At 59.4% G+C, this 21604-nt stretch carries 23 protein-coding genes; 4 read left to right on the top strand and 19 right to left on the bottom strand.

Features of this window, described 5'->3' with window-relative positions; all coding sequences use genetic code 11:
• Window positions 1-310: 310 nt before the first annotated feature.
• The 3 genes from ACQRBT_RS20200 to ACQRBT_RS20190 form a co-directional block, all read right to left on the bottom strand.
• The gene (locus ACQRBT_RS20200) at window positions 311-1495 is read right to left on the bottom strand and encodes a sugar transporter (RefSeq protein WP_104994094.1); all 1185 of its coding nucleotides are present in this window, start codon (window positions 1493-1495) and stop codon (window positions 311-313) included.
• A gap of 123 nt (window positions 1496-1618) precedes the next feature.
• On the bottom strand, window positions 1619-1978 hold the full coding sequence (locus ACQRBT_RS20195) for a hypothetical protein (protein ID WP_060755585.1): 360 nt from the start codon (window positions 1976-1978) through the stop codon (window positions 1619-1621).
• A 104-nt stretch (window positions 1979-2082) separates the two neighbouring features.
• The gene (locus ACQRBT_RS20190) at window positions 2083-3081 is read right to left on the bottom strand and encodes a bile acid:sodium symporter family protein (RefSeq protein ID WP_198762405.1); all 999 of its coding nucleotides are present in this window, start codon (window positions 3079-3081) and stop codon (window positions 2083-2085) included.
• Window positions 3082-3166: 85 nt separating this feature from the next.
• On the opposite strand from ACQRBT_RS20190, the gene ACQRBT_RS20185 reads away from it, so the two are divergent.
• Window positions 3167-3955 carry an AraC family transcriptional regulator gene (locus ACQRBT_RS20185; RefSeq protein WP_412047283.1) on the top strand — a complete coding sequence of 263 codons (789 nt, stop codon included), beginning with the start codon at window positions 3167-3169 and terminating at the stop codon, window positions 3953-3955.
• Window positions 3956-4032: 77 nt separating this feature from the next.
• Here the strand turns inward: ACQRBT_RS20185 and ACQRBT_RS20180 are convergent, their stop codons facing one another.
• On the bottom strand, window positions 4033-5034 hold the full coding sequence (locus ACQRBT_RS20180; protein WP_090370346.1) for an ABC transporter substrate-binding protein: 1002 nt from the start codon (window positions 5032-5034) through the stop codon (window positions 4033-4035).
• Window positions 5035-5202: 168 nt separating this feature from the next.
• Between ACQRBT_RS20180 and ACQRBT_RS20175 the strand changes: the two genes are divergently transcribed.
• Window positions 5203-5634: a hypothetical protein gene (locus tag ACQRBT_RS20175; RefSeq protein WP_104994097.1), complete on the top strand. Its 432-nt coding sequence runs from the start codon at window positions 5203-5205 to the stop codon at window positions 5632-5634.
• 66 nt (window positions 5635-5700) lie between these two features.
• Here ACQRBT_RS20175 and ACQRBT_RS20170 read toward each other — a convergent pair whose 3' ends face one another.
• The 6 genes from ACQRBT_RS20170 to ACQRBT_RS20145 form a co-directional block, all read right to left on the bottom strand.
• Window positions 5701-7443: an ABC transporter substrate-binding protein gene (locus ACQRBT_RS20170; protein ID WP_060755590.1), complete on the bottom strand. Its 1743-nt coding sequence runs from the start codon at window positions 7441-7443 to the stop codon at window positions 5701-5703.
• A gap of 160 nt (window positions 7444-7603) precedes the next feature.
• Window positions 7604-7876 carry a DUF2160 domain-containing protein gene (locus ACQRBT_RS20165; protein ID WP_060755591.1) on the bottom strand — a complete coding sequence of 91 codons (273 nt, stop codon included), beginning with the start codon at window positions 7874-7876 and terminating at the stop codon, window positions 7604-7606.
• Window positions 7877-7886: 10 nt separating this feature from the next.
• Window positions 7887-8687 (bottom strand): carbohydrate ABC transporter permease, encoded by an 801-nt coding sequence (locus ACQRBT_RS20160; RefSeq protein ID WP_060755592.1) that lies wholly within the window; start codon window positions 8685-8687, stop codon window positions 7887-7889.
• Window positions 8688-8697: 10 nt separating this feature from the next.
• The gene (locus tag ACQRBT_RS20155) at window positions 8698-9564 is read right to left on the bottom strand and encodes a carbohydrate ABC transporter permease (protein ID WP_412047282.1); all 867 of its coding nucleotides are present in this window, start codon (window positions 9562-9564) and stop codon (window positions 8698-8700) included.
• The gene (locus ACQRBT_RS20150; protein WP_412047281.1) at window positions 9561-10658 is read right to left on the bottom strand and encodes an ABC transporter ATP-binding protein; all 1098 of its coding nucleotides are present in this window, start codon (window positions 10656-10658) and stop codon (window positions 9561-9563) included. Before ACQRBT_RS20150 ends, ACQRBT_RS20155 begins: the two co-directional genes overlap by 4 nt.
• Window positions 10658-11752, bottom strand: coding sequence for an ABC transporter ATP-binding protein (locus ACQRBT_RS20145; RefSeq protein ID WP_090372380.1), 1095 nt, complete (start codon window positions 11750-11752; stop codon window positions 10658-10660). The genes ACQRBT_RS20150 and ACQRBT_RS20145 overlap by 1 nt, the downstream gene beginning before the upstream one ends.
• 340 nt (window positions 11753-12092) lie before the next feature.
• On the opposite strand from ACQRBT_RS20145, the gene ACQRBT_RS20140 reads away from it, so the two are divergent.
• Complete coding sequence (locus tag ACQRBT_RS20140) at window positions 12093-13922, top strand: sigma-54-dependent Fis family transcriptional regulator (protein ID WP_244699480.1); 1830 nt, start codon at window positions 12093-12095, stop codon at window positions 13920-13922.
• A gap of 30 nt (window positions 13923-13952) precedes the next feature.
• On the opposite strand, the gene ACQRBT_RS20135 is transcribed toward ACQRBT_RS20140, so the two are convergent.
• The 5 genes from ACQRBT_RS20135 to ACQRBT_RS20115 all read right to left on the bottom strand — a co-directional run bounded on the left by ACQRBT_RS20135 (window position 13953) and on the right by ACQRBT_RS20115 (window position 18498).
• Entirely contained in the window at window positions 13953-16064 is a 2112-nt protein-coding gene (locus ACQRBT_RS20135; protein ID WP_412047280.1) for a TonB-dependent receptor family protein, read from the bottom strand.
• A 115-nt stretch (window positions 16065-16179) separates the two neighbouring features.
• A complete protein-coding gene (locus ACQRBT_RS20130) occupies window positions 16180-16470 on the bottom strand; it encodes a hypothetical protein (RefSeq protein ID WP_412047279.1) in 291 nt (96 codons plus the stop codon).
• Between the two features lie 229 nt (window positions 16471-16699).
• Window positions 16700-17551 carry a DNA/RNA non-specific endonuclease gene (locus ACQRBT_RS20125; RefSeq protein WP_090370333.1) on the bottom strand — a complete coding sequence of 284 codons (852 nt, stop codon included), beginning with the start codon at window positions 17549-17551 and terminating at the stop codon, window positions 16700-16702.
• Window positions 17552-17754: 203 nt separating this feature from the next.
• On the bottom strand, window positions 17755-17988 hold the full coding sequence (locus ACQRBT_RS20120; protein WP_081087044.1) for a hypothetical protein: 234 nt from the start codon (window positions 17986-17988) through the stop codon (window positions 17755-17757).
• Window positions 17989-18057: 69 nt separating this feature from the next.
• Window positions 18058-18498 (bottom strand): hypothetical protein, encoded by a 441-nt coding sequence (locus ACQRBT_RS20115; protein WP_234016653.1) that lies wholly within the window; start codon window positions 18496-18498, stop codon window positions 18058-18060.
• Here ACQRBT_RS20115 and ACQRBT_RS20110 point away from each other — a divergent pair.
• Window positions 18407-18643 carry a hypothetical protein gene (locus ACQRBT_RS20110; protein WP_145977757.1) on the top strand — a complete coding sequence of 79 codons (237 nt, stop codon included), beginning with the start codon at window positions 18407-18409 and terminating at the stop codon, window positions 18641-18643. The genes ACQRBT_RS20115 and ACQRBT_RS20110 overlap by 92 nt on opposite strands.
• 53 nt (window positions 18644-18696) lie before the next feature.
• Here the strand turns inward: ACQRBT_RS20110 and ACQRBT_RS20105 are convergent, their stop codons facing one another.
• From ACQRBT_RS20105 to ACQRBT_RS20090, 4 genes are all read right to left on the bottom strand, one after another.
• A complete protein-coding gene (locus ACQRBT_RS20105; RefSeq protein WP_178126894.1) occupies window positions 18697-18855 on the bottom strand; it encodes a hypothetical protein in 159 nt (52 codons plus the stop codon).
• A 324-nt stretch (window positions 18856-19179) separates the two neighbouring features.
• Window positions 19180-20067, bottom strand: coding sequence for a tetratricopeptide repeat protein (locus ACQRBT_RS20100; protein ID WP_412047278.1), 888 nt, complete (start codon window positions 20065-20067; stop codon window positions 19180-19182).
• Window positions 20068-20243: 176 nt separating this feature from the next.
• Complete coding sequence (locus ACQRBT_RS20095) at window positions 20244-20786, bottom strand: DUF2867 domain-containing protein (protein ID WP_412047277.1); 543 nt, start codon at window positions 20784-20786, stop codon at window positions 20244-20246.
• On the bottom strand, window positions 20755-21159 hold the full coding sequence (locus ACQRBT_RS20090) for a YybH family protein (protein WP_412047276.1): 405 nt from the start codon (window positions 21157-21159) through the stop codon (window positions 20755-20757). The genes ACQRBT_RS20095 and ACQRBT_RS20090 overlap by 32 nt, the downstream gene beginning before the upstream one ends.
• Window positions 21160-21604 lie beyond the last annotated feature (445 nt).

The raw sequence follows: 21604 nt of genomic DNA, 5'->3' as shown, positions 1-21604 counted from the left end.
GGCTTAGGGTTCCGCTCTTACAGCGGGTCACTTTGGAAAGGAGCCCCAAAGTAACCAAAGGGCTCCTGCCCCACCACTCGGCACCTCGCTCAGGCTCGGTGTGCCCGAACACAGGCTTGAATCCGTGGGCCGCCGTCATGGGCCATCCCTGGCCCAGGACGGCTAACCCGGCGTCCTGCCGGGTTACCCACGGATTCAAGCCTGCGTTCGGCCAGCGTGGTTTAACGGGGCGCCTGAGATCAAGATCAAAGGCAAGATCAAAAGCAGATCAAAAGCAGATCAGAAGCACGGCAGGCGGTGTATGGGCTATTCAGGTGGGCGTTACGCCCTGCCCGAAGCGTCGGATGGCCAGGCAGTAGCCGATCAATGCCAGGGTTGCCAGCAGCCCGCCAGCGGCGCCGATCCAGGCGAAGCCGAAGTGGCTGCCGACCCAGCTGCCCATCAGGGCGCCGCCGCCGATGCCGATGTTGTAGATGCCGGAGAACATTGCCATGGCCACGTCGGTGGCGTCCGGTGCGAGCACCAGCACCTTGGACTGCATGGCCAGGCCGAAGCCCATGATCGCGATGCCCCAGAATATGCTCAGGCCGACGAGATAGGCCTCTGCGCCACTCAACGGCAGCAGCAAGGCCAGGCACGCCGCCAACAGGAACACCGTGCCGACCACGAATAGATGGGGGTTGAAGCGGTGTATCAGGCTGAACAGCAGCGAGCCGATGATGCCGGCGCCGCCGAACACCAGCAGGATCAGGGTGACGGCGTTGCCGCCCATGCCGGCCACGCCTTCGACGAAGGGTTCGATGTAGCTGTAGGCGGTGAATTGGGCCGTCACCGTCATGGCGGTGAGCACGTAGAGCGCCACCAGCGCCGGGCGCTTGAACAGCAGCGGCAGGCTACGCAACGAGCCGGAGTTCTGGCTCGGCAACAACGGCAAGGTGCGCGCCAGCCAGAACACCAGGGCCGCTGCGAACGCGCCGATGACCAGGAACGTGGTGCGCCAGCCCATCGCTTCACCGAGCAGGCGGCCCAGGGGAATGCCCAACACCATTGCCAGGGAGGTGCCGGTGGCGAGCAGGCCCAGCGCCTGCACCTGTTTGCCTGCCGGCGCCAGGCGCACCGCGAGGGATGCGGTGATCGACCAGAACAGCGCATGGGACAACGCGATGCCGATACGGCTGAGCATCAGCACGCCGAAACTGGTGGCCACGCTGGAGAGGATATGGCTGGCGATAAACAGCCCGAACAGCACGATGAGCAGTTTGCGCCGTTCGACGTTGCGGGTCAGCAGCATCACCGGCAATGACGTCAACGAGACGATCCAGGCATAGATGGTGAGCATCAGCCCGACGCTGGCGATGGGCATGTCGAAGCTGGTGCCGATTGCGCTGAGCAGCCCGACGGGCACGAATTCGGTGGTATTGAACACAAACGCGGCCAGTGCGAGGGCGATGACCGGTTGCCAGTTGGCTTGGGGGGTTGTGGCTGAAAGGCTCATGGGTTGGCGCGGTACTCTGACGGTGATCAAGCGGCCACCCGGGACAAGCGCCGCCGCCGAGCATTCTATAGGTTTCTCGGCGGTGTGTTGGCGATGTTCCTGATCAAAAAGCCGTCAGGGTCATCAAGGCGCGGTCATGGTGACGATGTAGGCCCCCGACTGAATCGGCTTTCCGCCCGCATCCACCAGCAGATACCGTTGGTCGTAATAACGCCCATTGCTGCTGTCGGCCACCAGCTTGACGTTGGCTGTCGCATTGCCCAGCGCCTGTACGCTGCCCACGGGCTGCACGTCGAACCGGCTGCCGCGCATGGCCTGAGGGCAGCCATTGAAGGCCACGGTGGAGCCGCCCGGCGTGGCGGAATCGCAACCGGGCTCGACAATGCTGCCGTGAAATTGAATGACCCCCGAGGAGGCGGCCATGCAGGTCCCCGCCCATACCGCGAGCAAGCCCGTAACCACTGACAAACGTATAACGTTCATGACGACGCTCCTTCTGGGTTGTTAAGAAGGTCATCGTCCGTTCGGGTGCAGACTTGAGAAATTTCGTCGCTTTAAGAATCGCCTGATAGCCAGGCGACGCTGCCCTACGGGTCCACTTGCCCCATCAATTCTGGAATGCTTTCCGGCCGTTTGGCATAACGCTGCGCCAACGCCGCGCAGACCATCAACTGGATCTGGTGGAACAGCATCAACGGCAGGATCAGCACACCCATGGTCGCCCCGGCGAACAACACCTGGGCCATTGGCACGCCCGTCGCCAAGCTCTTCTTCGAGCCGCAGAACAGGATGGTGATGCGGTCTTCCTGATTAAAGCCGAACGCCTTGCCCAGCAGCGTCGATGCCACCAGCACCAGGCCCAGCAATACGCAGCAGGCGACCACCAGGCCACCCAGTTCCCACAGCGGGATCTGGTGCCAGATGCCTTCATTCACCGCTTCGCTGAACGCGCCGTACACCACCAGCAGGATCGACCCCTGATCGACAAATTTCAGCCAGGATTTGTTGCGCCCGACCCAATCACCGATCCAGCGCCGGGCAACCTGCCCGGCAATAAAGGGCAGCAGCAGTTGCACGCTGATTTTCAAGATTGCGTCGACGGTGGAGCCGCCCTCGCCGTGGACATTGAGCAACAGCGTCACCAGCAACGGCGTGAGGAAGATACCGAACAGGCTCGACGCCGCCGCACTGCAAATCGCCGCCGGGATATTGCCGCGCGCCAACGAGGTAAAGGCGATCGCCGATTGCACGGTGGCCGGCAACGCACAGAGGTACAGCATGCCCATGTACAGGTCTTTGCCGATCAGTGGCGACAGCAGCGGTTTGAGCGCCAGGCCCAGCAACGGGAACAGCACGAAGGTCAGGCTGAACACCAGCAAGTGCAGGCGCCAATGACCGGCACCGGCGACGATGGCCTGGCGTGACAGTTTGGCACCGTGCAGGAAAAACAGCAGCGCAATGGCCAGGTTGGTCACCCAGCCGAACGCAACGGCGGTTGGCCCGGTGGCGGGCAACAGGGAAGCAATGATCACCGTGGCCACCAGGGTCAGGGTGAAGTTATCCGGTAGAAAACGTGGGCGGGTCATAAGCAAGTCGTCCAGGGGTTGCAAAACGCGTCACCGCGACTCTAACGTAACGGCTTGTTACCGACTAACGCCAATGAGCCAGTAAATGCCGCCGAAAGGACATAATAAAACCGTGCGCCGCAGTGTCCCCGGGCTGTCCAGCCTGCCGCGGCCGGTGTATGGGCGTACCGAATCCCTGCCCAACCGCGCCTTGACGCGCCGGCACAGCCATCCGTGGGTGCAGCTCTCCTACGCGATTTCCGGCGTGCTGGAAATCCAGACCAGTGCCGGCCGGTTCGTCGCTCCGCCCCAGCGCGCGGTGTGGATTCCCGCAGGTGTGCCGCACCGCGTGTTCAGTTCGCCGCATACCGAAATGCGCAGTTTGTACCTCGATTGCAGCGTCACCACCTGGGCGGCCGAGCGCTGCCAGGTGCTGGAGGTGAGCAGTTTATTGCGCGAGTTGATCCGCAGCTTCAGCGAGCTGCCGGTGGAGTATGCCGAGGATGGCCCGGATGGACGCCTGGCCCAGGTGGTGCTCGACCAACTCGCCGCCGCCCCGCAGGTGGATTTGATGCTGCCGCTGCCCCATGACCCACGGCTGCGCCAGATCTACCGCAGTTTGAACCTGCACCCGGAGCAACAGACCACACTGGGGCACTGGAGCGGGAAGCTGGGCGTCAGCGAAAAGACGCTCAGCCGCTTGTTCCTGAGCGACACGGGGCTGACCTTTCGCGCCTGGCGCCAGCGCCTGCGACTGCTGAGCGCCCTGCCCGCCCTGGAACGAGGCGAGCGAGTCACGGATGTGGCATTGGGGTGTGGGTATGAGTCGACGTCGGCGTTCATTGCTGCGTTTCGCCAGCAGTTTGATGCCACTCCAGGTGAGTTTTTTCGCTGATCTGGCTGGGGCCGCTTCGCGGCCAGACGGCAGCAAGCTGCCTCGCCACAATAACAGCGCCTCATCCCACAGGCCGGTCAGCTACCGTTGCCGCCATGGGCCTCTTCAAAGAAGTAGTCCTTCCAGCTCCCGGCCTTGTTCTTCAACACGCCAAGCTCCTGGAGTTTCTCGGCATAGATAAAGGTGCGCTGGGGCACGATGGTGAAGTCGATCTCCGGGTCCTGGACGATTTTCTCCACCAGGTCCAACGGCAGCTTGGACTGCTCCACACGGATATACGCCTTGGCGGCGGCCGGTTTGTCGGCCTTGATGATCTGCTCGGCTTCGGCCAGGGCGGCATAGAACGCCTTGTAGGTCTTGGGGTTCTCGTCGTGAAACTTCTGCGTGGTGTAGAGCACGTTGAACGACGCCGGCCCGCCCAGGATGTCGTAGGAACTGAGCACCTTGTGCACGTTGGGGTTCAACAACTCCTGATACTGGAACGGCGGGCTGGAGAAGTGCGAATTGATCTCTGAACCACCGGCAATCAACGCGGCGGTCGCGTCGGGATGGGCCAGGCTGATGGAAATATCGTCGAACTTCTTGTAGTTCGCATCGCCGAACTGCCTGGCGGTCTCAATCTGCAAGGTGCGCGACTGGAACCCTACACCGGCGGCAGGCACGGCGATGCGGTCTGTTTCGGTGAAGTCCTTGAGGGTCTTCACCTTGGGATTGTTGGTCAGCAAGTAGTTGGGCATCGAACCGAGGGAGGCGATGGCCTTGACGTTCTGCTTGCCCTTGGTGCGGTCCCACAGGGTGAGCATGGGTGGCACACCCGCCGAGACCACATCCAGGGCACCGGCCAGCAGCGACTCATTCATCGCGGTGGCGCCGGAAATGCTGTTCCATTCCACCTGGATGTCCAGCCCCTGTTCCTTGCCGTGTTTTTCGATCAGGTGCTGGTCGCGCACCACGTCGAGGATCAGGTAGCCGATACCGAATTGCTGGGCGATGCTGATCTTGCCTTCGGCCTGGGCGCCGAGACTGATCAAGGCGCTCGCAGCAGCCAGGAGGGTCAGGGAGGAACGCTTGAAAGTCATGTAGGAATCTGCCGCGCTTTTTAAGAAGGTGATGGAGCGTAGCGGCGATTTTTAAGACGGGAAAAGAATATCGGGATCTATTGTTATGCAAATAATCCCCAAAACCCCGCTCGGCTGGTATTGTTTCGCGCTTTGAAAAACAGCTACATGTCTGCGAGGAAATGGCCGTTGAACACTGACGAAAAAATGACCGGTGACCTGTTCGAGGTGGATAAGCGCCTGTCACTCAAACCCGTGGTGGACTTCAACGCCTACCTGCACAGCGCGTTCGGCGACGGCCCGTGCACCTGCGTTCGATGCGCGGCGGCCAATGGCGATGAAACCGGCTACGCCTTCCAGCACACGTTCAACTTCGACGGCAAACCCACCCACCGCCGCTTCGCCGCCACGGCGGGTAGCGATGTGTTGCAGGCGTTGAAGAAGGCATGGCTGTCGTACACCAAAGCCGAGTTGCCGCTCAGCGGCGTGTTGGCACTGGACACGGTGAAGGAGTTCGTCGAGCCGCAACTGCACAAGCGCCTGGCACCGTTGTTTCTGGCCAGTGGGTTGGTCAAGGACGTGGAAGGTGAGCTGCACATTCAGCCACAGGCGGCAGCCTGATCAGGACCATGTGGAAGGAGGTAGGCCTCTTTCCACAGGGTTTACCGTTTTCCCAGCTGAACAGGCTTATTTACGCGCCGCCTCCCACGATTTAAGCAAGTCGCTGTAAGCCACCGTTTCACCTTTCGGTTTCTCGTTGGCCAGTTTCGGCTTCGGCGCACCCGGCTGGTCGAACCAGTATTGCGCGTCACGCTCGGGGTTCATTTTCGGACCGCACACCGGCTGCACCTTGGAGCGTTCCAGGCGCGTCATGATCGCGTCCTGTTCCTTGGCCAGGTTGTCGAGGGCCTGTTGCGGGGTTTTCTCGCCACTGGCGGCGGCCGCGATGTTGCTCCACCACAGTTGCGCCAGGCGTGGGTAGTCCGGCACGTTGGTCCCGGTCGGGGTCCACTCCACCCGTGCCGGGCTGCGGTAGAACTCCACCAGGCCACCGAGTTTCGGCGCCAGGTCGGTCATGGCCTGGGAGTTGATGTCGGACTCCCGAATCGGCGTAAGACCCACGATGGTTTTCTTCAGCGAGACGGTTTTCGAGGTCACGAACTGGGCGTAGAGCCAGGCCGCGAGTTTCTGTTTCTCCGGCGTCGATTTGAGGAAGGTCCAGGAGCCTACGTCCTGATAGCCCTTCTTCATGCCCTTTTCCCAGTAAGGCCCAACCGGCGATGGCGCCATGCGCCATTTCGGCGTGCCGTCGGCGTTCACCACCGGCAGGCCCGGCTTGGTCATGTCGGCGGTAAACGCGGTGTACCAGAAGATCTGCTGGGCGATGTTGCCCTGGGACGGCACCGGGCCGGATTCGGAGAAGGTCATGCCCGCCGCTTCCGGCGGAGCGTAGGCTTTCATCCAGTCCACGTATTTCTGGGTGGCGAACACGGCGGCCGGGCCGTTGGTGTCGCCGCCACGGGTCACGCTGGAACCGACCGGGTGGCAGTCCTCCACACGAATGCCCCATTCGTCCACCGGCAAGCCGTTAGGCAAGCCTTTGTCGCCGCCGCCAGCCATGGAGAACCAGGCGTCGGTGAAGCGCCAGCCCAGGGACGGGTCTTTCTTGCCGTAGTCCATGTGCCCATAGATGCGCTTGCCGTCGATTTCCTTGACGTCTTCGCTGAAGAATTTGGCAATGTCTTCATAAGCCGACCAGTTCACCGGCACGCCGAGCTCATAGCCGTATTTTTCCTTGAACTTGGCTTTCAACTCCGGACGTTCGAACCAGTCGGCACGGAACCAATACAGGTTGGCGAATTGCTGGTCAGGCAACTGGTAGAGCTTGCCGTCCGGTGCGGTGGTGAAGGAGGTGCCGATAAAGTCCTTGATATCCAGGGTCGGCGAGGTGAAGTCCTTGCCTTCGTTGGCCATCAGGTCGGTGATGGATTCGGTCTTGCCGTAGCGAAAGTGCGTACCGATCAAGTCGGAATCGTTGACCCAGCCATCGTAGATATTCTTGTCGGACTGCATCTGGGTTTGCAGCTTCTCGACCACGTCGCCTTCCTGCAGCAGGTCATGGGTCAGCTTGATGCCGGTGATTTCGCTGAACGCCTTGGCCAGCACCTTGGATTCGTACTCGTGGGTGGTGAGGGTTTCCGACACCACGTTGATCTTCATCCCACGGAACGGTTCCGCCGCCTTGATAAACCACTTCAACTCTTCGAGCTGTTGGGCGTCGGTGAGCGTGGACGGTTTGAACTCGCTGCCGATCCATTTTTTCGCGGCATCTTCATACGCATCCGCCCAGGCCGTAGCGCTCAAACCGCTGAGAGCCAGTACGCCAGCCAATGAAATGCTATGTCGCAGCTTATTGTTTTTATCGAACATAGAGACCTCCTGGTTAATTTCGAACGGGACTACAACCGCCACACAGCCCCTGTAGGAGCGAGCTTGCTCGCGAAAATCGTTAACGATAACGCGGGCATTCTGGATGCTCGCGGTGTTCTCGAGCTTTTCGCGAGCAAGCTCGCTCCTACAGGGCGTTTGCCTAGCCCCAACGCATCACACACAACAGCCACATCAGGGACAGCACGCCGGCCACCCAGATGCTCCAGCCGGTGACGCCGATTACCAGCAGATGCAGGTAGGCGCTGCCGAGAAGACCGATAAACAGCCGATCACCACGGGTGGTGCTGATCGGTAAAAAACCGCGCCGTGCAATACTCGGTGAGCGCAGTTCCCATGTGGTCATGCCCACCAGCAACAGGGCAATCGCCGCGAAGAACAGGGCTGTGGGGGTGGTCCAGGCCATCCATTCCATGATCGACTCCTCAGACCCGGCCCAGGGCAAAGCCCTTCGCCACGTGGTTGCGAACAAACCAGATCACCAGCATGCCGGGCAGGATGGTCAACACCCCCGCCGCTGCCAGCACGCCCCAATCGATACCCGAGGCCGAGACCGTGCGGGTCATCACCGCCGCGATGGGCTTGGCGTTGACCGAAGTCAGGGTGCGCGCCAGCAACAGTTCGACCCAGGAAAACATGAAGCAGAAAAACGCCGTGACACCGATGCCCGAACCAATCAGTGGGATAAAAATCTTCACGAAAAATTTGGGAAAGCTATAACCGTCGATGTAGGCGGTTTCGTCGATTTCCTTGGGCACGCCGGACATGAAACCCTCCAGAATCCAGACCGCCAGTGGCACGTTGAACAAGCAATGGGCCAGGGCCACCGCAATATGCGTGTCGAACAGGCCGATGGACGAATACAGCTGGAAAAACGGCAGCAAGAACACCGCCGGGGGCGCCATGCGGTTGGTCAGCAGCCAGAAGAACAGGTGCTTGTCGCCCAGGAAACGGTAGCGCGAGAACGCATAGGCCGCGGGCAAGGCCACGCTCAATGAGATCAGCGTGTTCAGGCTCACGTAGTACAACGAATTGAGGTAGCCGGTGTACCAGCTCGGGTCGGTGAAAATCACCCTGTAGTTGGCCAGGGTGAAATCCTGCGGAAACAGCGTCAGCCCGCCGAGGATTTCGGTGTTGCTCTTGAACGACATGTTCAACAACCAATAGATCGGCACCAGCAGGAACAGGATGTAGACCAACAGCGGAATGACCTTGCGCTTGCTCATGTTGGCGGCCTCAGCGGTTGGCGTCGGAATGGGTCATGGCGGTGTAGAACAGCCAGGACACCAACAGGATGATCAGGAAGTACACCAGGGAAAACGCCGCCGCCGGGCCAAGGTCGAATTGGCCGACGGCCATCTGGGTCAATGTCTGGCTCAGGAACGTGGTGGCATTCCCCGGCCCGCCACCGGTGAGCACGAAGGGTTCGGTGTAGATCATGAAGCTGTCCATGAACCGCAGCATCACGGCGATCAGCAGCACGCTTTTCATCTTCGGCAACTGGATATGCCGGAATACCGCCCAGGCCGATGCACGGTCTATGCGTGCGGCCTGGTAGTACACATCCGGAATGGCGCGCAGCCCCGAGTAGCAGAGCAGCGCAACCAATGACGTCCAGTGCCAGACATCCATGACCAATACGGTGACCCAGGCGTCCGCCGTGTTGGCCGCGTAGTTGTAGCTGATGCCCAGCGCGTTGAGGCTGGAACCGAGCAAGCCGATGTCGGCGCGGCCGAATATCTGCCAGATCGTGCCGACGACGTTCCAGGGGATCAGCAGCGGAATGGCGAGGATGATCAGCACCAGCGACGACCAGCGGCCCTTGGTCGGCATGGTCAGGGCAATGGCAATGCCCAGGGGAATTTCGATCAGCAGTACGCAGGCCGAGTAGATGAACTGGCGCAGCAACGAGTCGTGCAGACGCGGGTCGAGCAGCACCTGTTTGTACCAGTCGGCGCCGACAAAGTAGCGGCTGGACTGGTCAAAGATGTCCTGCACCGAATAGTTGACCACGGTCATCATCGGGATCACCGCACTGAACGCCACCAGAAGGAACACCGGCAGCACCAGCCACCAGGCCTTGTTGTTCTGCACCTTGTTCATGGCTGCACCTCCAGCAGGTAGTCGTCGGCATAGACCATCAGCCACTGGGCGGGGAAGCTGATCGAGGCGTTGCCTGCGGGCACCGGTTTGTCTTCGGCCAGGCGTACCTTGAGCAATGCGCCGTCGAGGTTGAGGGTCATGATCTTGTAGGTACCGAGGTCTTCGAGATGGCAGACATCCGCCTGCAGTGCGTCAGGGTTGTGCTCGTCCCATACGTGGATAAATTCCGGGCGAATCCCCACCTGCAGTTTCCGATAGTTCGTCTCGACGATGCGCTGCTGCAGCGCCTCAGGCAGCGGCAGCAAGGTGTCGGCAAACGCCACGCCGCCCGCCTCGGCCCGCACGTCGATCAGATTCATCCCCGGGCTACCGATGAAATAGCCGACAAAGGTGTGGCTGGGCCGCTCGAACAGTTCACGCGGCGTACCGAACTGCACGATCTGCCCGCCGTACATCACCGCAATCTTGTCGGCGAACGTCGACGCCTCAAGCTGGTCATGGGTGACGTAGACCATGGTGATATTGAACTGCTCGTGAATCTGCTTGAGCTTGCGCCGCAGCTTCCATTTGAGGTGCGGGTCGATCACCGTCAAGGGTTCGTCGAACAGGATCGCCGACACGTCATCACGCACCAGGCCGCGGCCCATGGAGACTTTCTGCTTTTCGTCGGCGCTGAGGTTGCGGGCTTTTTTGTCCAGCAGGTTTTGCAAGTCGAGGACTTCGGCAATTTCCTGCACCTTGCTGTGCACTTTCGCCTCGGTCATGCCCTGGTTGCGCAGCGGGAACGCGAGGTTATCGAACACCGTCATGGTGTCGTACACCACCGGGAACTGAAACACCTGGGCGATGTTGCGTTTTTCCGGGGTCAGCTGATTGACCACCTGGCGGTCAAACAGCACCTGGCCTTCGGATGGGCTGAGCAAGCCGGAGATGATATTGAGCAAGGTCGACTTGCCACAGCCTGACGGCCCCAGCAGCGCGTAGGCACCACCCTGCTCCCACACGTGGTCCATTTCGCGAATGGCGTAGTCCTCTGGACCACTCGGCGTAGGGCTGTAGCTGTGGGCGAGGTTCTGCAAATGGATCTCGGCCATCAGGCAACCCTCGCGATACGACGCCCGGGCGCCTGGAGCAAGCGCCCCTGGCCATCGAACACAAACAGTTTATGGGTGGGGATATACACGCGGATCGGCGCGTCGACATCGTACTCATGCACCCCCGGCAGGTGCAGCACCAGCAGGAAGTGTTCGCTGCGCACATGCAGGAAGGTTTCCGAGCCGCTGATCTCGGCGACTTCCACGGTCACGGCCAACTCCAGATCATCATCATTGCTCGGCACCAGGCTGATATGGCTGGGGCGCACGCCAAAACGGAACTCGCCCTCACCGAGCCCGCGCAGGTCGACATTCAACGGGAAGTGCACAAAATTCGCGAAACTCACCTCGTTGCCGCTGATACGCCCGGGCATCAGGTTGATCGGCGGCTCGGAGAACAGCTCGGCGGCCAGCACCGTCTGCGGCTGGTGGTACACCTGGGCAGCCTTGCCGCTCTGGATCACCCGGCCTTCGTGAAGAATGGTGGTGGTGCCCCCCAGCGCCAGGGCCTCGTTGGGTTCGGTGGTGGCATACACGGCAATGGTGTGGCGAGCCTTGAACAGTTCGCGCATTTCCTGGCGCAGTTCTTCACGCAGTTTGTAGTCCAGGTTCACCAGCGGCTCGTCGAACAGGATCAGTTCGGCGTCTTTCACCAGTGCACGGGCCATGGCCGTACGCTGCTGCTGGCCACCGGACAGTTCCAGCGGGTGGCGTTGCAGGAATTTTTCGATGCGCAACATCCTGGCGGTTTCCAGCACTTTGCTCTGGATCAGGTCCTGGGCCATCCCCGCTTGGCGCAATGGCGAGGCGATGTTTTCGAACACGGTCATGGTCGGGTAGTTGATGAATTGCTGGTACACCATCGACACGTTGCGCAAGCGCACCGGCCGCTGGGTGACGTCCACGCCGTTCATCAGGATGCGGCCGCTGTCGGGCTTGTCCAGGCCGGCCATCAAGCGCATCAGGCTGGTTTTGCCGGAGAGCGTACGACCGAGCAATACGTTGAACGAACCGGCTTCAAAGCGCAGGTTGGCGTCGTCGATCCAGGTTTGACCTTCGACGACGCGGGACACATGTTCCAGGGTCAATGACATGGCGCGCCCTTTTTTCTTATTGGAATGGATCTGGCCCGATGTCAGAGCCAGATTCATGCCAAAACCACAAGCGCTTGATGTGTAAGGAAAAGGGCAAAACAGCCTGTTCAGACGTGAACACAAATGAACAACCTGGGGTTGACAATGAACAGTACTGAACAACACTGTTCAGACTCGATCGCCCACACAATGCAGGTCAATTGTGAGAGGGGGCTTGCTCCCGATGGCGGTGTGTCAGTCGATTCATGGGTGGCGGTCGTACCGTCATCGGGAGCAAGCCCCCTCCCACATGACCGCTGGATTGTGCAAGATCCCATAACAATAAAAAGAAGGTCGCCCCATGGCCGCTCCCTTGGCTCACGACACGCTTATCCAGGAATCATGGCGCCGTTGCCGCGCCTTCGGCCTGGACCACCAGAGTGCTCCCAGCTTCGACCTGCTGCCCGCCGAGGGCATCAGCCAATTGCTGGAAAGCCAGCATTCTCTGGTGCAGACCACCCACCAGGAAGTGCTGCCCTATTACGAAAACATCCTCAGTAACTCCAACTGCCTGATCATGCTGGCCGACAATCAGGGCCAGGTCCTGACCTCGTGGGGCACCCAGCGCTTTATCACGCCGACCCTCGCGCGTGGGTTCAATGCCGGGGCCAGTTGGCAGGAACGCGCCACCGGCACCAACGCCATCGGCACGGCGCTGGCCTGCGCCCAAGCGGTGCATATCGAGCACGACGAGCATTTCCTCAAGGCCAACCGCTTCATGACCGGCTCGGCCGCGCCGATCTTCGATGCGCAGCGTGAAATCATCGCGGTGCTGGATGTGTCCAGTGACAGCTACCTGCCCCCCTCCCACACCCTGGGCATGGTCAAGATGATGAGCCAGACCGTGGAGAATCGGCTGATCCTCAACCTGTTTCGCGGCGAACATTTCCAACTGACCTTCAACACCGGCCTGAACAACCTCGACAGCCAATGGGCGGGCCTGCTGATCTTTGACGAGAGCGGCCAGGTGCTGTCGGCCAACCGCCGCGCGGACAATTTGCTGGGCATCAGCCTGTCGCGAGTGATGATCGACAGTTTGTTCAAAGTGTCGTTGCTGGAGTTGCTGAACCAACCGGAGGGGCTGCCGTTTTCACTCCAGGCCGCGGGACGCAACCGCTTCCAATGCGTATTGAAACGGCCGAAGAAAACCCCGGTGCAGGCGCGGGTCTTCACGGCGCCAGCGCCGAGTGAACCGACATCGCCAAGCCCCAGCGGGATTGGCCTCAACGCCCTGCACTTCGGCGATAGCCGCGTAGAGAAGGCCGTGCGCCAGGCCGAGCGTCTGCTGGAGAAGGATATCCCGCTGCTGATCCATGGCGAGACCGGCGTGGGCAAAGAGGTGTTCGTCAAGGCCCTGCACCTGGCCAGTTCCCGCAGCCGGCAGGCCTTTATCGCGGTGAACTGTGCGGCGATTCCTGCGGAACTGGTGGAGTCGGAGCTGTTCGGTTATGAAAAAGGCGCCTTCACCGGCGCCAGCCAGAAAGGCAGCATTGGCCTGATCCGCAAGGCCGACAAGGGCACGTTGTTCCTCGACGAAATCGGCGATATGCCGCTGCCGACGCAGGCCCGTTTGCTGCGGGTGCTGCAGGAGCGCTGCGTGCAGCCGGTGGGCAGCAGCCAACTGTTCCCGGTGGATTTGCGCATTATCTCGGCCACCAATCGCGTGTTGCGCGAGTGGGTGCAGGCCGGCCGCTTTCGTGAAGATTTGTACTACCGCATTGGCGGCCTAGCCCTGGAGTTGCCGCCCCTGCGCGAGCGCGCCGACAAGCAGGCACTGTTCCAGCAACTGTGGCAGCAACACCGGGAACCCAGCCAACGCGCCGGTTTAAGCGCTGAAGTGCTGAGGTTGTTCGAGCAACACCCGTGGCCGGGGAACTTGCGCCAGGCCAGCAGTGTGTTGCAGGTCGCGTTGGCGATGGCGGAAGACCAGCCGGTGCGCCCTGAACACCTGCCGGATGACTTTTTTGTCGACCTCAAAGGTGCTTCGCCACCGCCCCAGGCATACCCAGTTGATGACCTGGACCTGACACAACGCTTGAGGGCAGTAGGCGGGAACATTTCCCACCTTGCTCGGGAACTGGGCGTCAGCCGCAATACCCTGTACAAGCGTCTGCGCCAGAACGACGGCTGAGCCCGCCCCGCTCATGCGTGCCTCAGCCGTTCAACGCCAGCTCCATGACACGCCGGTGTAGATGCCTCGGCCATCCGCCGGTGTGGACCGGGCCAGGTCCATGCCTTTGTCGTCGTAACCCGGGGTGACGGTATTGGCGTAGCGGCGGTTGGTGAGGTTGCGCAGGTCGACCCACGCCTGCCAATCCTGCTTGGGCGCGTCGTAGCCGAAGGTAGCGCCCAGTGTGGTATACGCCGCGGCGTAGTAGGAATTGGCGTAGTCCACCGCCACCCGCGACGCATGTTCGGTGTTGAGGCTGGTGTACAACCCCGTCGGATGGCTGTAGCGCAGTTGCGCCTGGTAGTAGTGCTTGGGAATGCCCGGCAAGGTGTTGCCACCGAAGCGGTCGTCGTCGCGGTAGTGGAAGTCACTGAAGGTGTAGGCTTGGCGCAGGGCGAGCTGGCCGGTGCGACCACCGTCCCACAACGGGCTGAGCAGGCTCAGTTCCACGCCCTGATGAATCGTGGGGCTGGCGTTGTTTTCGGCGGTGATGGCATTGGTGGTAGCGGTCTGCGCCTGGGTTTCCACGGTGAGCAGTTCGTGGCGCACTTCGGAACGGTACAGCGCCAGGTCCCACTGGCCGAACCATTGCTCGCCACGGCCGCCGACTTCCAGGGTGGTAGCGGTCTGGTTTTTCAGGCTTACGCCTTCACGCGCCAAACCCTTGGCCGGGCCACCCGCAAAATACTTGTTGGAACCCCAGATCATCGACCACGCATGCGGCGGCTCGACCGAACGGCTCAGGTTGCCGTACACCTGCAATTGCGGGGTGAAGTCATAACGCAGGCCGATACGTGGGGCGTAGTCCCAATCGTGCTGGCTGAGCGGCGCCTGGCCATCGGGATAGGTGACCTGGGTTTCGCGACGTGTGTAGATCGCCGCCAGGCCGGTGGTCAGCCACAGGTCGGGGACCAGTTCCAGGTCATTACCGATATGCAGCACGGTGTCGGAGCCCAGGTAGCTGTAGTCGCGGGTCTTGGTGCCGGGTGCGTAGCCGGCGGTGTTCCCGGCAGGCGTGCGCACATATTCCGAGGCGCCGTTGTTGGGCATCGCCTGGGTGGTGCGCAGGCCGACCGTGGTGTTGCTGTCGCGACCGAACAGCGTGTCCTGGCGGATATAGTTGAGGGTGCTGCTGATATCGGTGTAAGCCACTTTCAGGCGGTTGGTGCCTTCGCGCAGGTCCATCGGGTAGTCGTGGTAAGCGAGGCCGACTTCGATGCGGGAATAGTCGTCCAGTTGCAAGGTGGTCTTGTTGGCGATCCAGGTGGAGCCGGGTTGCAAGCGCTTGGAATCACGGACGACGTTTAGGCTGTTGGCCGCCCGCGGGTCGTGGTTGATCTGGGCGCGGGTGAGTTTGCCCGGGGTGTCGTTGGTGGTTTCGCGATAGCGCAAATAGAAACGCGTTTCCAGGTTGGGGTTGAAGCGATAGCCGAAGTTGGCGGCGACGCCCTTGCCGGTGCCCGCACTCTGCTGCTGGTAGCCGTCGGACGCCGAATCGGTGAGGCTGAGGTAGTAATCCGCGTCCCCCAGGACCTGGCCCGAACTGATCTCACGCTGTGCGTAACCGCGACTGCCGGCTTCATAGCGTACCTGCAGCTTGGGCGCATCGTAGCCGGTGCGGGTGACGTAATTGACCGAACCACCGAGCGCCAGCGCGCCCTGATCAAACCCGTTGGCGCCCCGCAACACCTCGACCCGGCTCTGCCACAACGGGTCCTTGAGTTCATAGGGCGTGCCGCCAGGACCGGTCAGTGGCAAGCCGTCGAGCATTTCATAAATCCCGGAGGCATGGGCGCCAGGGCTGCGGTTCAAACCCGAACCACGGATAGAGAGCTTTACGCCCTCGTTGTTGGCCGCCTTGGCATAGACTCCGGCCTGATACTTGAACACGTCTTCGTTGCTACTGACGCGGCCCTGTTGCACGCTGTTCACGTCGATGAAATTGGTGCCGCCGGGCACGGCCTGGAGCTGGGCCCGGGCCACTTCATCCGCACTGGCTTCGTTGCTGGTGACTTCGACCGGTGCCAATTGCAGCTCTTCGGCGTGCACCATTGAACTGAACGCCAGGGCGGCAAAAAGCAGTGGAGGTTGTCGCAACAGCATGGGCAGGTCCTTGAAGTACAGGGGCATGACAGGCCGTGGCCATCACGCGAACAGTGATGGGAAGACGGGGGGCTGCCTGAGGTCACGTCTTATTGACGCGCTGCCCTGCCTCCAATCAAGGACCGCCCGACTGGCCCTGATCCGGCGAAGCTTGCAACGCCCTCATCAATTCATCCGCCTCCGACCCCAGTGGGAACCTGAAACCCTGCATTTCATCCTCGGACAGTATTTCGGCGAGGGCGTCGCGTAACTGCGTTTCGGTCGGCGAATCGCGCAGCAGTTTGTGTGCGGGCAACAACACACTCGCGCCAACCCCTTGGACGCTCGCGGCGTCGATCACGGCAAAGAGGATAAATCGCAGGCGAATTTCGCGATCCGTCGGCCAAACCTTTTTTCGCTTACCCAAAGCACGTACTCGTTTTTAAGAAAAGTCCGAGGCTATGGCCGACGGGGGCGGCGTTTCAAGGGAACGGGCAGCGGATCGTCCGATTCCTACGCAGGAAAAAGAAATGCCGCACTGTCAGATCGATGGAGGCTGCGACGGTGCAGGTCACTGCACCGGCAAACAATTAATCAGCGGCAGACATGCGCGTATATCGAGGCCAACGCGCCGGTAACGCTCATGCCGCCGTACCTCAGGTTTTGTTGCAGCCGATGCGCGCAGGCAGTTGCCCCTGCTTCGCTTTCAACGCGGCTTGAACCGGTTGCGGCAGATTGCTCCAGAACGTCAGCCCGGATCGCTCCTCGATCTGGTTCACGGTCACTTGGTAATCGCAGAAAGCCGCGCCTTTCGGGGTTTCCTGGTTCATCACGAACGAGGCGTAAATGCCGTCCTGCGGCGAACTGCCGACAAAGATGATTTTCCAGTAGCCGCTGGGGATGGTGTGGACCTTGTTCGTACCGGGAAGCGTGCCGACAAAGTGCTCGTACAGTGGCCCGGTGACCACATACACCTGGTCCACGCCGGGCTCTTTGGCGAGGTTTCTCTCCTGGTCTTCCAGGCGCGCCCAAGGGCCCTGGTTCAGATCAGCCTTCTGCGGGGTAATGTTCGACAAGTAATTGAGGGTTGGCCAGTCCGCCACACCGGCCATTGACGCGAGGTTGGCCTGATGGCCGCGGTCGACCTTGAGGGCGACATTCGCGCCGTTGTAATCCACGGGGTCGAGGGTTTCTCCGGGCGGAATATCCGGGTCCGTCGCCCAATTGCGCGCCCGGCCGCTCGCCGGTGTGTTCTTGGTGATTCGATATGACACCCAGTTGGCGAACTTGGTCGAGCCGTTGTTGTTCAGGGTGTATGCCTGGCGATTCAACGTCAGCGGACTGCCGCCGGTAGGACAGCCTACGCCACAGTTATCGAACGCCGGCACCTGCCCCGGCATCGCCTGGATGGCAACCGCAGGCTCGCGTGTTCTATCGGTGGTGGTACAGGCGGCAATCAGCGGGATCAACAAAAACGGCAGGTGCTTGAACTGCAGACTTCCTTGCATGGTGTAACTCCTTGTGGGTGAAGCAATCGTACCGATCATTCGGAAATCAGCTACAACGGTTCCTCCGTTGTCTGACGCACGCATTCAACCACAAGAAGGTTTCAATGTAAGGACTGTGACTGTCTCGGGGAGGGTATTTTCTTCGATAGTGCTTAGGAAATGGCAGCCTGTAACGCTACAGGCTGCCATCGACTGTTCAGGCGTCAGTCATCCCGATCATCGCGATCACGGCCGTGATTGCGGTCATACCGACGATCATCGTAGCGACGGCCTCGCCCCTGATCGTTGTCATCGCCCTGGTCGTAGTACCTGCGGTCGTGATCGTAGTGCCTGTAATGATCACGGCCATACCCGCCGCCGTCGTCCCACACAGGCACACAGCCCCCCAGCAGGAGAAGGCCGGTGGTGGCCAAGAGTATTACTGCTGCGCGCTTCATTCTGAATGTCCTGAAAGCTGGATTCACAAACCCCACCCAACCTGCGGTCCGGTGAGCTGCGAACGCCAATTAGTGGGAAGTTGAGTTGCCGGCCTGACTCAGTCCCTTCAGGTTGTGATCCCCTGGCGTAGTCGCCGAGATCGCCGTGGCCTTGGATAGTCCCTGGGTTGTTTTGGAGTGCGCTACACCGGATGTGGCAAGCCCATGACCCCGATCATTTTTGAGAGCGCGCCCAACATGATTGCCACTCACGCCATGATCTCGAACAGCCCTGCCCTGATGGTCGGCTTCGTGACCTTCAGCGAGACCTTTACCCGCGGAGCCGGCCGCGTGCCCCACGCCCGCATGCCCCCCCCCGCCTCCTCCGTTACCGCCGCCACCGCCATGCCCGCCGCCGTCTTTGGCATAGGCAGAGGCCATGACTGACAGTCCCGCAGGCAGCAGCGGCGCAGCCGCAAACAACATTGCGCACGACACAACGGCAACTAAGGATTTCTTTTTAAAACGCATGGAGGAGTCCATCGGGCTGGGGTTGAACTGCATGTCATATCTGACACACATTGTTACATCCAGTTCAACTCAAGCGACAAATGGATACGCAGCAATCAATGCTGGCAATCGGGCAGGTCTGGGGCTAAACGGGGAGCGCTTTTAAGGTAAAAGCCAGTCATCAATGACTGGCTCGAGAGAAGACGCAGGGCAGCAAGCTCAGGTTGAGCGCCCTTCACTGCGGTTTTGTTGTTTTTTAACGCCTTTTCCGGTCTTTCGTTCGTATTGATGGTGAATGAACCAGGCGACCAGAAGCACGCCAGCCAAGGAAAATATGAAAAGCAATAGCTCTATTGCGGCACCTTCATGTGAAAACATGTTTCGTTCCTCGTCCTGAAGTCGCACGACCCTGGAATGGGTCGCGCCCTAAATTGTTTGTAATGTTTCAAACATTTTCAGGGTAGTCGGCAAAAGCGGGTGTGGCAACCCTGAATTGCGTCGCAACCATTGATCTAGACGGGTTGACGACTGAGTTGGGCGGCCGAGGCCGTGCTACGTAGCTCTTTTCCCGGTTCAGCGTCAGTTTCAGACACGCTTCAGGAAACGCCCAACGCGACACGGCCCTCCCCGGTTTCGAGGCAGCGGGGTGTGAGGCTGGGTGCTCTTTACACTTTATTAAATAAATGCATCCCTATAGTGCTTTCAGGTTGAACTTATTCGATCCAGTACGATTCGCGGAATTAACTTTTCCTTCCCGGCCTGGCGCATAGACTCAACATATTTATGATAATAGCTTCTTGCTGTTTGTTTATCAGACGCCCACAAAACGTCCGCAATATTCAGTTGTAGAACCATTCGCTCAGGAGAAATCTGCTCAACAGACTTGAGCACTTTATAAGCCAAGTCATTTTCACCAGCCTGCCCAAGTGCGTAGCCAAAATCGTTATAAATAACGATATTTGACTTTCCAACAGGAAACTCTTTATTCAACTGCGCAACTCTGTCAGCATCCAGGTATGCCTTGATACCTTCATAATCCTCGTCTTTCAGACGAGCCAAGACTATTTGGTGAGCCAAATCCAGAGAGTCCGTCGACCTGCCCGACTCAAGTTCAATGAGTTTATCTTTGGCAATTTTACGTGGCACATACCATGCGTAACTATACCCACCCTCCTCCAGACTTCCCTCATAGCCAGAAAGAGTTCGAGAAAATACGACGTTTTTCTCAAGCGCACTTAAATGCTCGCCCTCGTATAAAAACACTTCATACTCAACACCGTTGATGCCAAGGCCTCGATGTTGGACAGGCCAGGCACATATGAATAAGAAATAGTTTTTCTTGGCGGTGACTACAAACGCATCTTTTAGCCCAGCATTTCCACCCTCAGGTTCGCAGGTATCGGAAAGGATAAATTTTTTACCGCTTTTATCAATCAAAGCGCCAGCAATCGTTTCGCCACGGCTGGTAGCTACGCCTGTAAACTCTGCCTTGAGTGCGCCGTTGAAAAGCGGGCTGAGATCATAAGTTTTATTTTCCGCACCTGCACACATCGACCATATCATCAATGCAACTGTTACTGCCTTATTCATCTGCCAAGCTCCCTCTTTACCCTACTGTGACCCCTGCCGATAAGGCAGCCGTCTCAAATGCAAAATGATACAGCAGCAAACATCCTATTTAGCATTCTGTTTAGACCCCTTGAGTACACGAACCGCTGTTTTTATATAACAAGAGCCAGATACGTTGATCGGATGACTACAATACATCAGCCCTCTTCAAGCTTGCGCCTGAGCCGCTTCATATCGCTATTGATGATCAGCTTATGGGCCGGACCTACCGGGAGCATATAAATGCGTCCAAACAGGTTATGCGTCACGACTGAAGAGGTAATCGTGAGAACGCGATCAACTATGGAAAGGCAGATCATGACATCCAGGTGCCGGTCACGCGCAGTCAAAACCAGCATGTCAGGCGCACTATGCTCCACCAGGAAGAAATCCAGGTAATCCCCCTCAAGCACCGCCTCTCGACTTCGCCCCGAAAATCCGCCTATGCGCCTCCCACCAAACAGCGAGGAGATCCTGTCTCGAATTCGAAAGGCCAGCTGCATTAGAGCCCCATGCCCAGCCGTAACGATGTTCCAAACCTCGAGGGCCGTGACTTCGCGAGGTAGTGGGGTCGACCTTACGTCGTAGTAATCAAGATCGGGTGGTGGGCGTAGCGTATGCACTGCGGATATGACTGCCAAGCGTTTCTCCCTGAATTGCCCATTACGATCAGACGGCGCTATCCAATAGCGTTGTCCCATAAGAATTGTCCACTACGCATAGCCACTTTTCCGAGACTTGCCGGAACACGTAGGTCGCCCTGCGCGAAATCTCGGTTTTTATGCCCACCTTATCCGTGGCCTGTAACAGGGTCTCCATGATAACCAGAGCGACGTCACCTCCCGGTATAACCTGCATATCCCCCTGCGTGACAACGATACTGTGATTGAAGTGCTCCGCAATGGCGACAAATGCTCGGCGGATGCTGTCTTTGCCTGTGACTGTCAGCCCTGGTTTAACCACGAGACTTGCGTCATCCGCATAAAACTTCATCAGTTCGTCGAAGTCTTCGGCGGTGATGGCTCGATCAGCGGCTTCGATAGTTTCCTTGAGAGTTCGGGTCAGTGTGTCCATTCCTGTGCTCCTGAGTGAGCCTCGGAAGCAGGCATGAAAAACCCCGCATCTGAGGCGGGGGTTCGGCAATCGTGCGCAGTCCCACCACCTAGGTGAAGGTGGTAATAATTGGGTTGGCGCAATGGAAACGGTGTCTGTTCATGGCATGAATTTGCCGCGTAAGGCCAAAAAAATCAACTGACACGACCTGATCGGTGTTTTCCAAAGACTGGTAACGTCATTCACGGCGATAGGCATCAAGCTCTCGCCAGCAACCGAAAGCCTCACCCGATAACTCTGATTATTGTGTGCCCGCGCTCGCAACCCATAAAGTGCATGAAGTCGCAGCCTGGGCAATCAGCCAGTCATGCTCGCCTTTTGCGAAGGGCTGAATCGCCCCGGATTCTCTAGACACCTTGCAAGCTCATTGCGTAACGCTTTTCAAACTCTACCGGTGACAGCTGAT

The organism is Pseudomonas sp. R19M (genome assembly GCF_050312585.1).
GTDB lineage: Bacteria > Pseudomonadota > Gammaproteobacteria > Pseudomonadales > Pseudomonadaceae > Aquipseudomonas > Aquipseudomonas palleroniana.
The sequence above is the reverse complement of the archived record's forward strand: the minus strand, read 5'-3'. Positions and strand labels throughout refer to the sequence as shown.

Bases quoted from the DNA above. Each gene is read 5' to 3' on its own strand.
- ACQRBT_RS20200 (WP_104994094.1), bottom strand. From the start codon at position 1,495: ATGAGCCTTTCAGCCACAACCCCCCAAGCCAACTGGCAACCGGTCATC.
- ACQRBT_RS20195 (WP_060755585.1), bottom strand. From the start codon at position 1,978: ATGAACGTTATACGTTTGTCAGTGGTTACGGGCTTGCTCGCGGTATGG.
- ACQRBT_RS20190 (WP_198762405.1), bottom strand. From the start codon at position 3,081: ATGACCCGCCCACGTTTTCTACCGGATAACTTCACCCTGACCCTGGTG.
- ACQRBT_RS20185 (WP_412047283.1), top strand. From the start codon at position 3,167: ATGCCGCCGAAAGGACATAATAAAACCGTGCGCCGCAGTGTCCCCGGG.
- ACQRBT_RS20180 (WP_090370346.1), bottom strand. From the start codon at position 5,034: ATGACTTTCAAGCGTTCCTCCCTGACCCTCCTGGCTGCTGCGAGCGCC.
- ACQRBT_RS20170 (WP_060755590.1), bottom strand. From the start codon at position 7,443: ATGTTCGATAAAAACAATAAGCTGCGACATAGCATTTCATTGGCTGGC.
- ACQRBT_RS20165 (WP_060755591.1), bottom strand. From the start codon at position 7,876: ATGGAATGGATGGCCTGGACCACCCCCACAGCCCTGTTCTTCGCGGCG.
- ACQRBT_RS20160 (WP_060755592.1), bottom strand. From the start codon at position 8,687: ATGAGCAAGCGCAAGGTCATTCCGCTGTTGGTCTACATCCTGTTCCTG.
- ACQRBT_RS20155 (WP_412047282.1), bottom strand. From the start codon at position 9,564: ATGAACAAGGTGCAGAACAACAAGGCCTGGTGGCTGGTGCTGCCGGTG.
- ACQRBT_RS20150 (WP_412047281.1), bottom strand. From the start codon at position 10,658: ATGGCCGAGATCCATTTGCAGAACCTCGCCCACAGCTACAGCCCTACG.
- ACQRBT_RS20145 (WP_090372380.1), bottom strand. From the start codon at position 11,752: ATGTCATTGACCCTGGAACATGTGTCCCGCGTCGTCGAAGGTCAAACC.
- ACQRBT_RS20140 (WP_244699480.1), top strand. From the start codon at position 12,093: ATGGCCGCTCCCTTGGCTCACGACACGCTTATCCAGGAATCATGGCGC.
- ACQRBT_RS20135 (WP_412047280.1), bottom strand. From the start codon at position 16,064: ATGCTGTTGCGACAACCTCCACTGCTTTTTGCCGCCCTGGCGTTCAGT.
- ACQRBT_RS20125 (WP_090370333.1), bottom strand. From the start codon at position 17,551: ATGCAAGGAAGTCTGCAGTTCAAGCACCTGCCGTTTTTGTTGATCCCG.
- ACQRBT_RS20120 (WP_081087044.1), bottom strand. From the start codon at position 17,988: ATGAAGCGCGCAGCAGTAATACTCTTGGCCACCACCGGCCTTCTCCTG.
- ACQRBT_RS20110 (WP_145977757.1), top strand. From the start codon at position 18,407: ATGACTGACAGTCCCGCAGGCAGCAGCGGCGCAGCCGCAAACAACATT.
- ACQRBT_RS20115 (WP_234016653.1), bottom strand. From the start codon at position 18,498: ATGCGTTTTAAAAAGAAATCCTTAGTTGCCGTTGTGTCGTGCGCAATG.
- ACQRBT_RS20105 (WP_178126894.1), bottom strand. From the start codon at position 18,855: ATGTTTTCACATGAAGGTGCCGCAATAGAGCTATTGCTTTTCATATTT.
- ACQRBT_RS20100 (WP_412047278.1), bottom strand. From the start codon at position 20,067: ATGAATAAGGCAGTAACAGTTGCATTGATGATATGGTCGATGTGTGCA.
- ACQRBT_RS20095 (WP_412047277.1), bottom strand. From the start codon at position 20,786: ATGGGACAACGCTATTGGATAGCGCCGTCTGATCGTAATGGGCAATTC.
- ACQRBT_RS20090 (WP_412047276.1), bottom strand. From the start codon at position 21,159: ATGGACACACTGACCCGAACTCTCAAGGAAACTATCGAAGCCGCTGAT.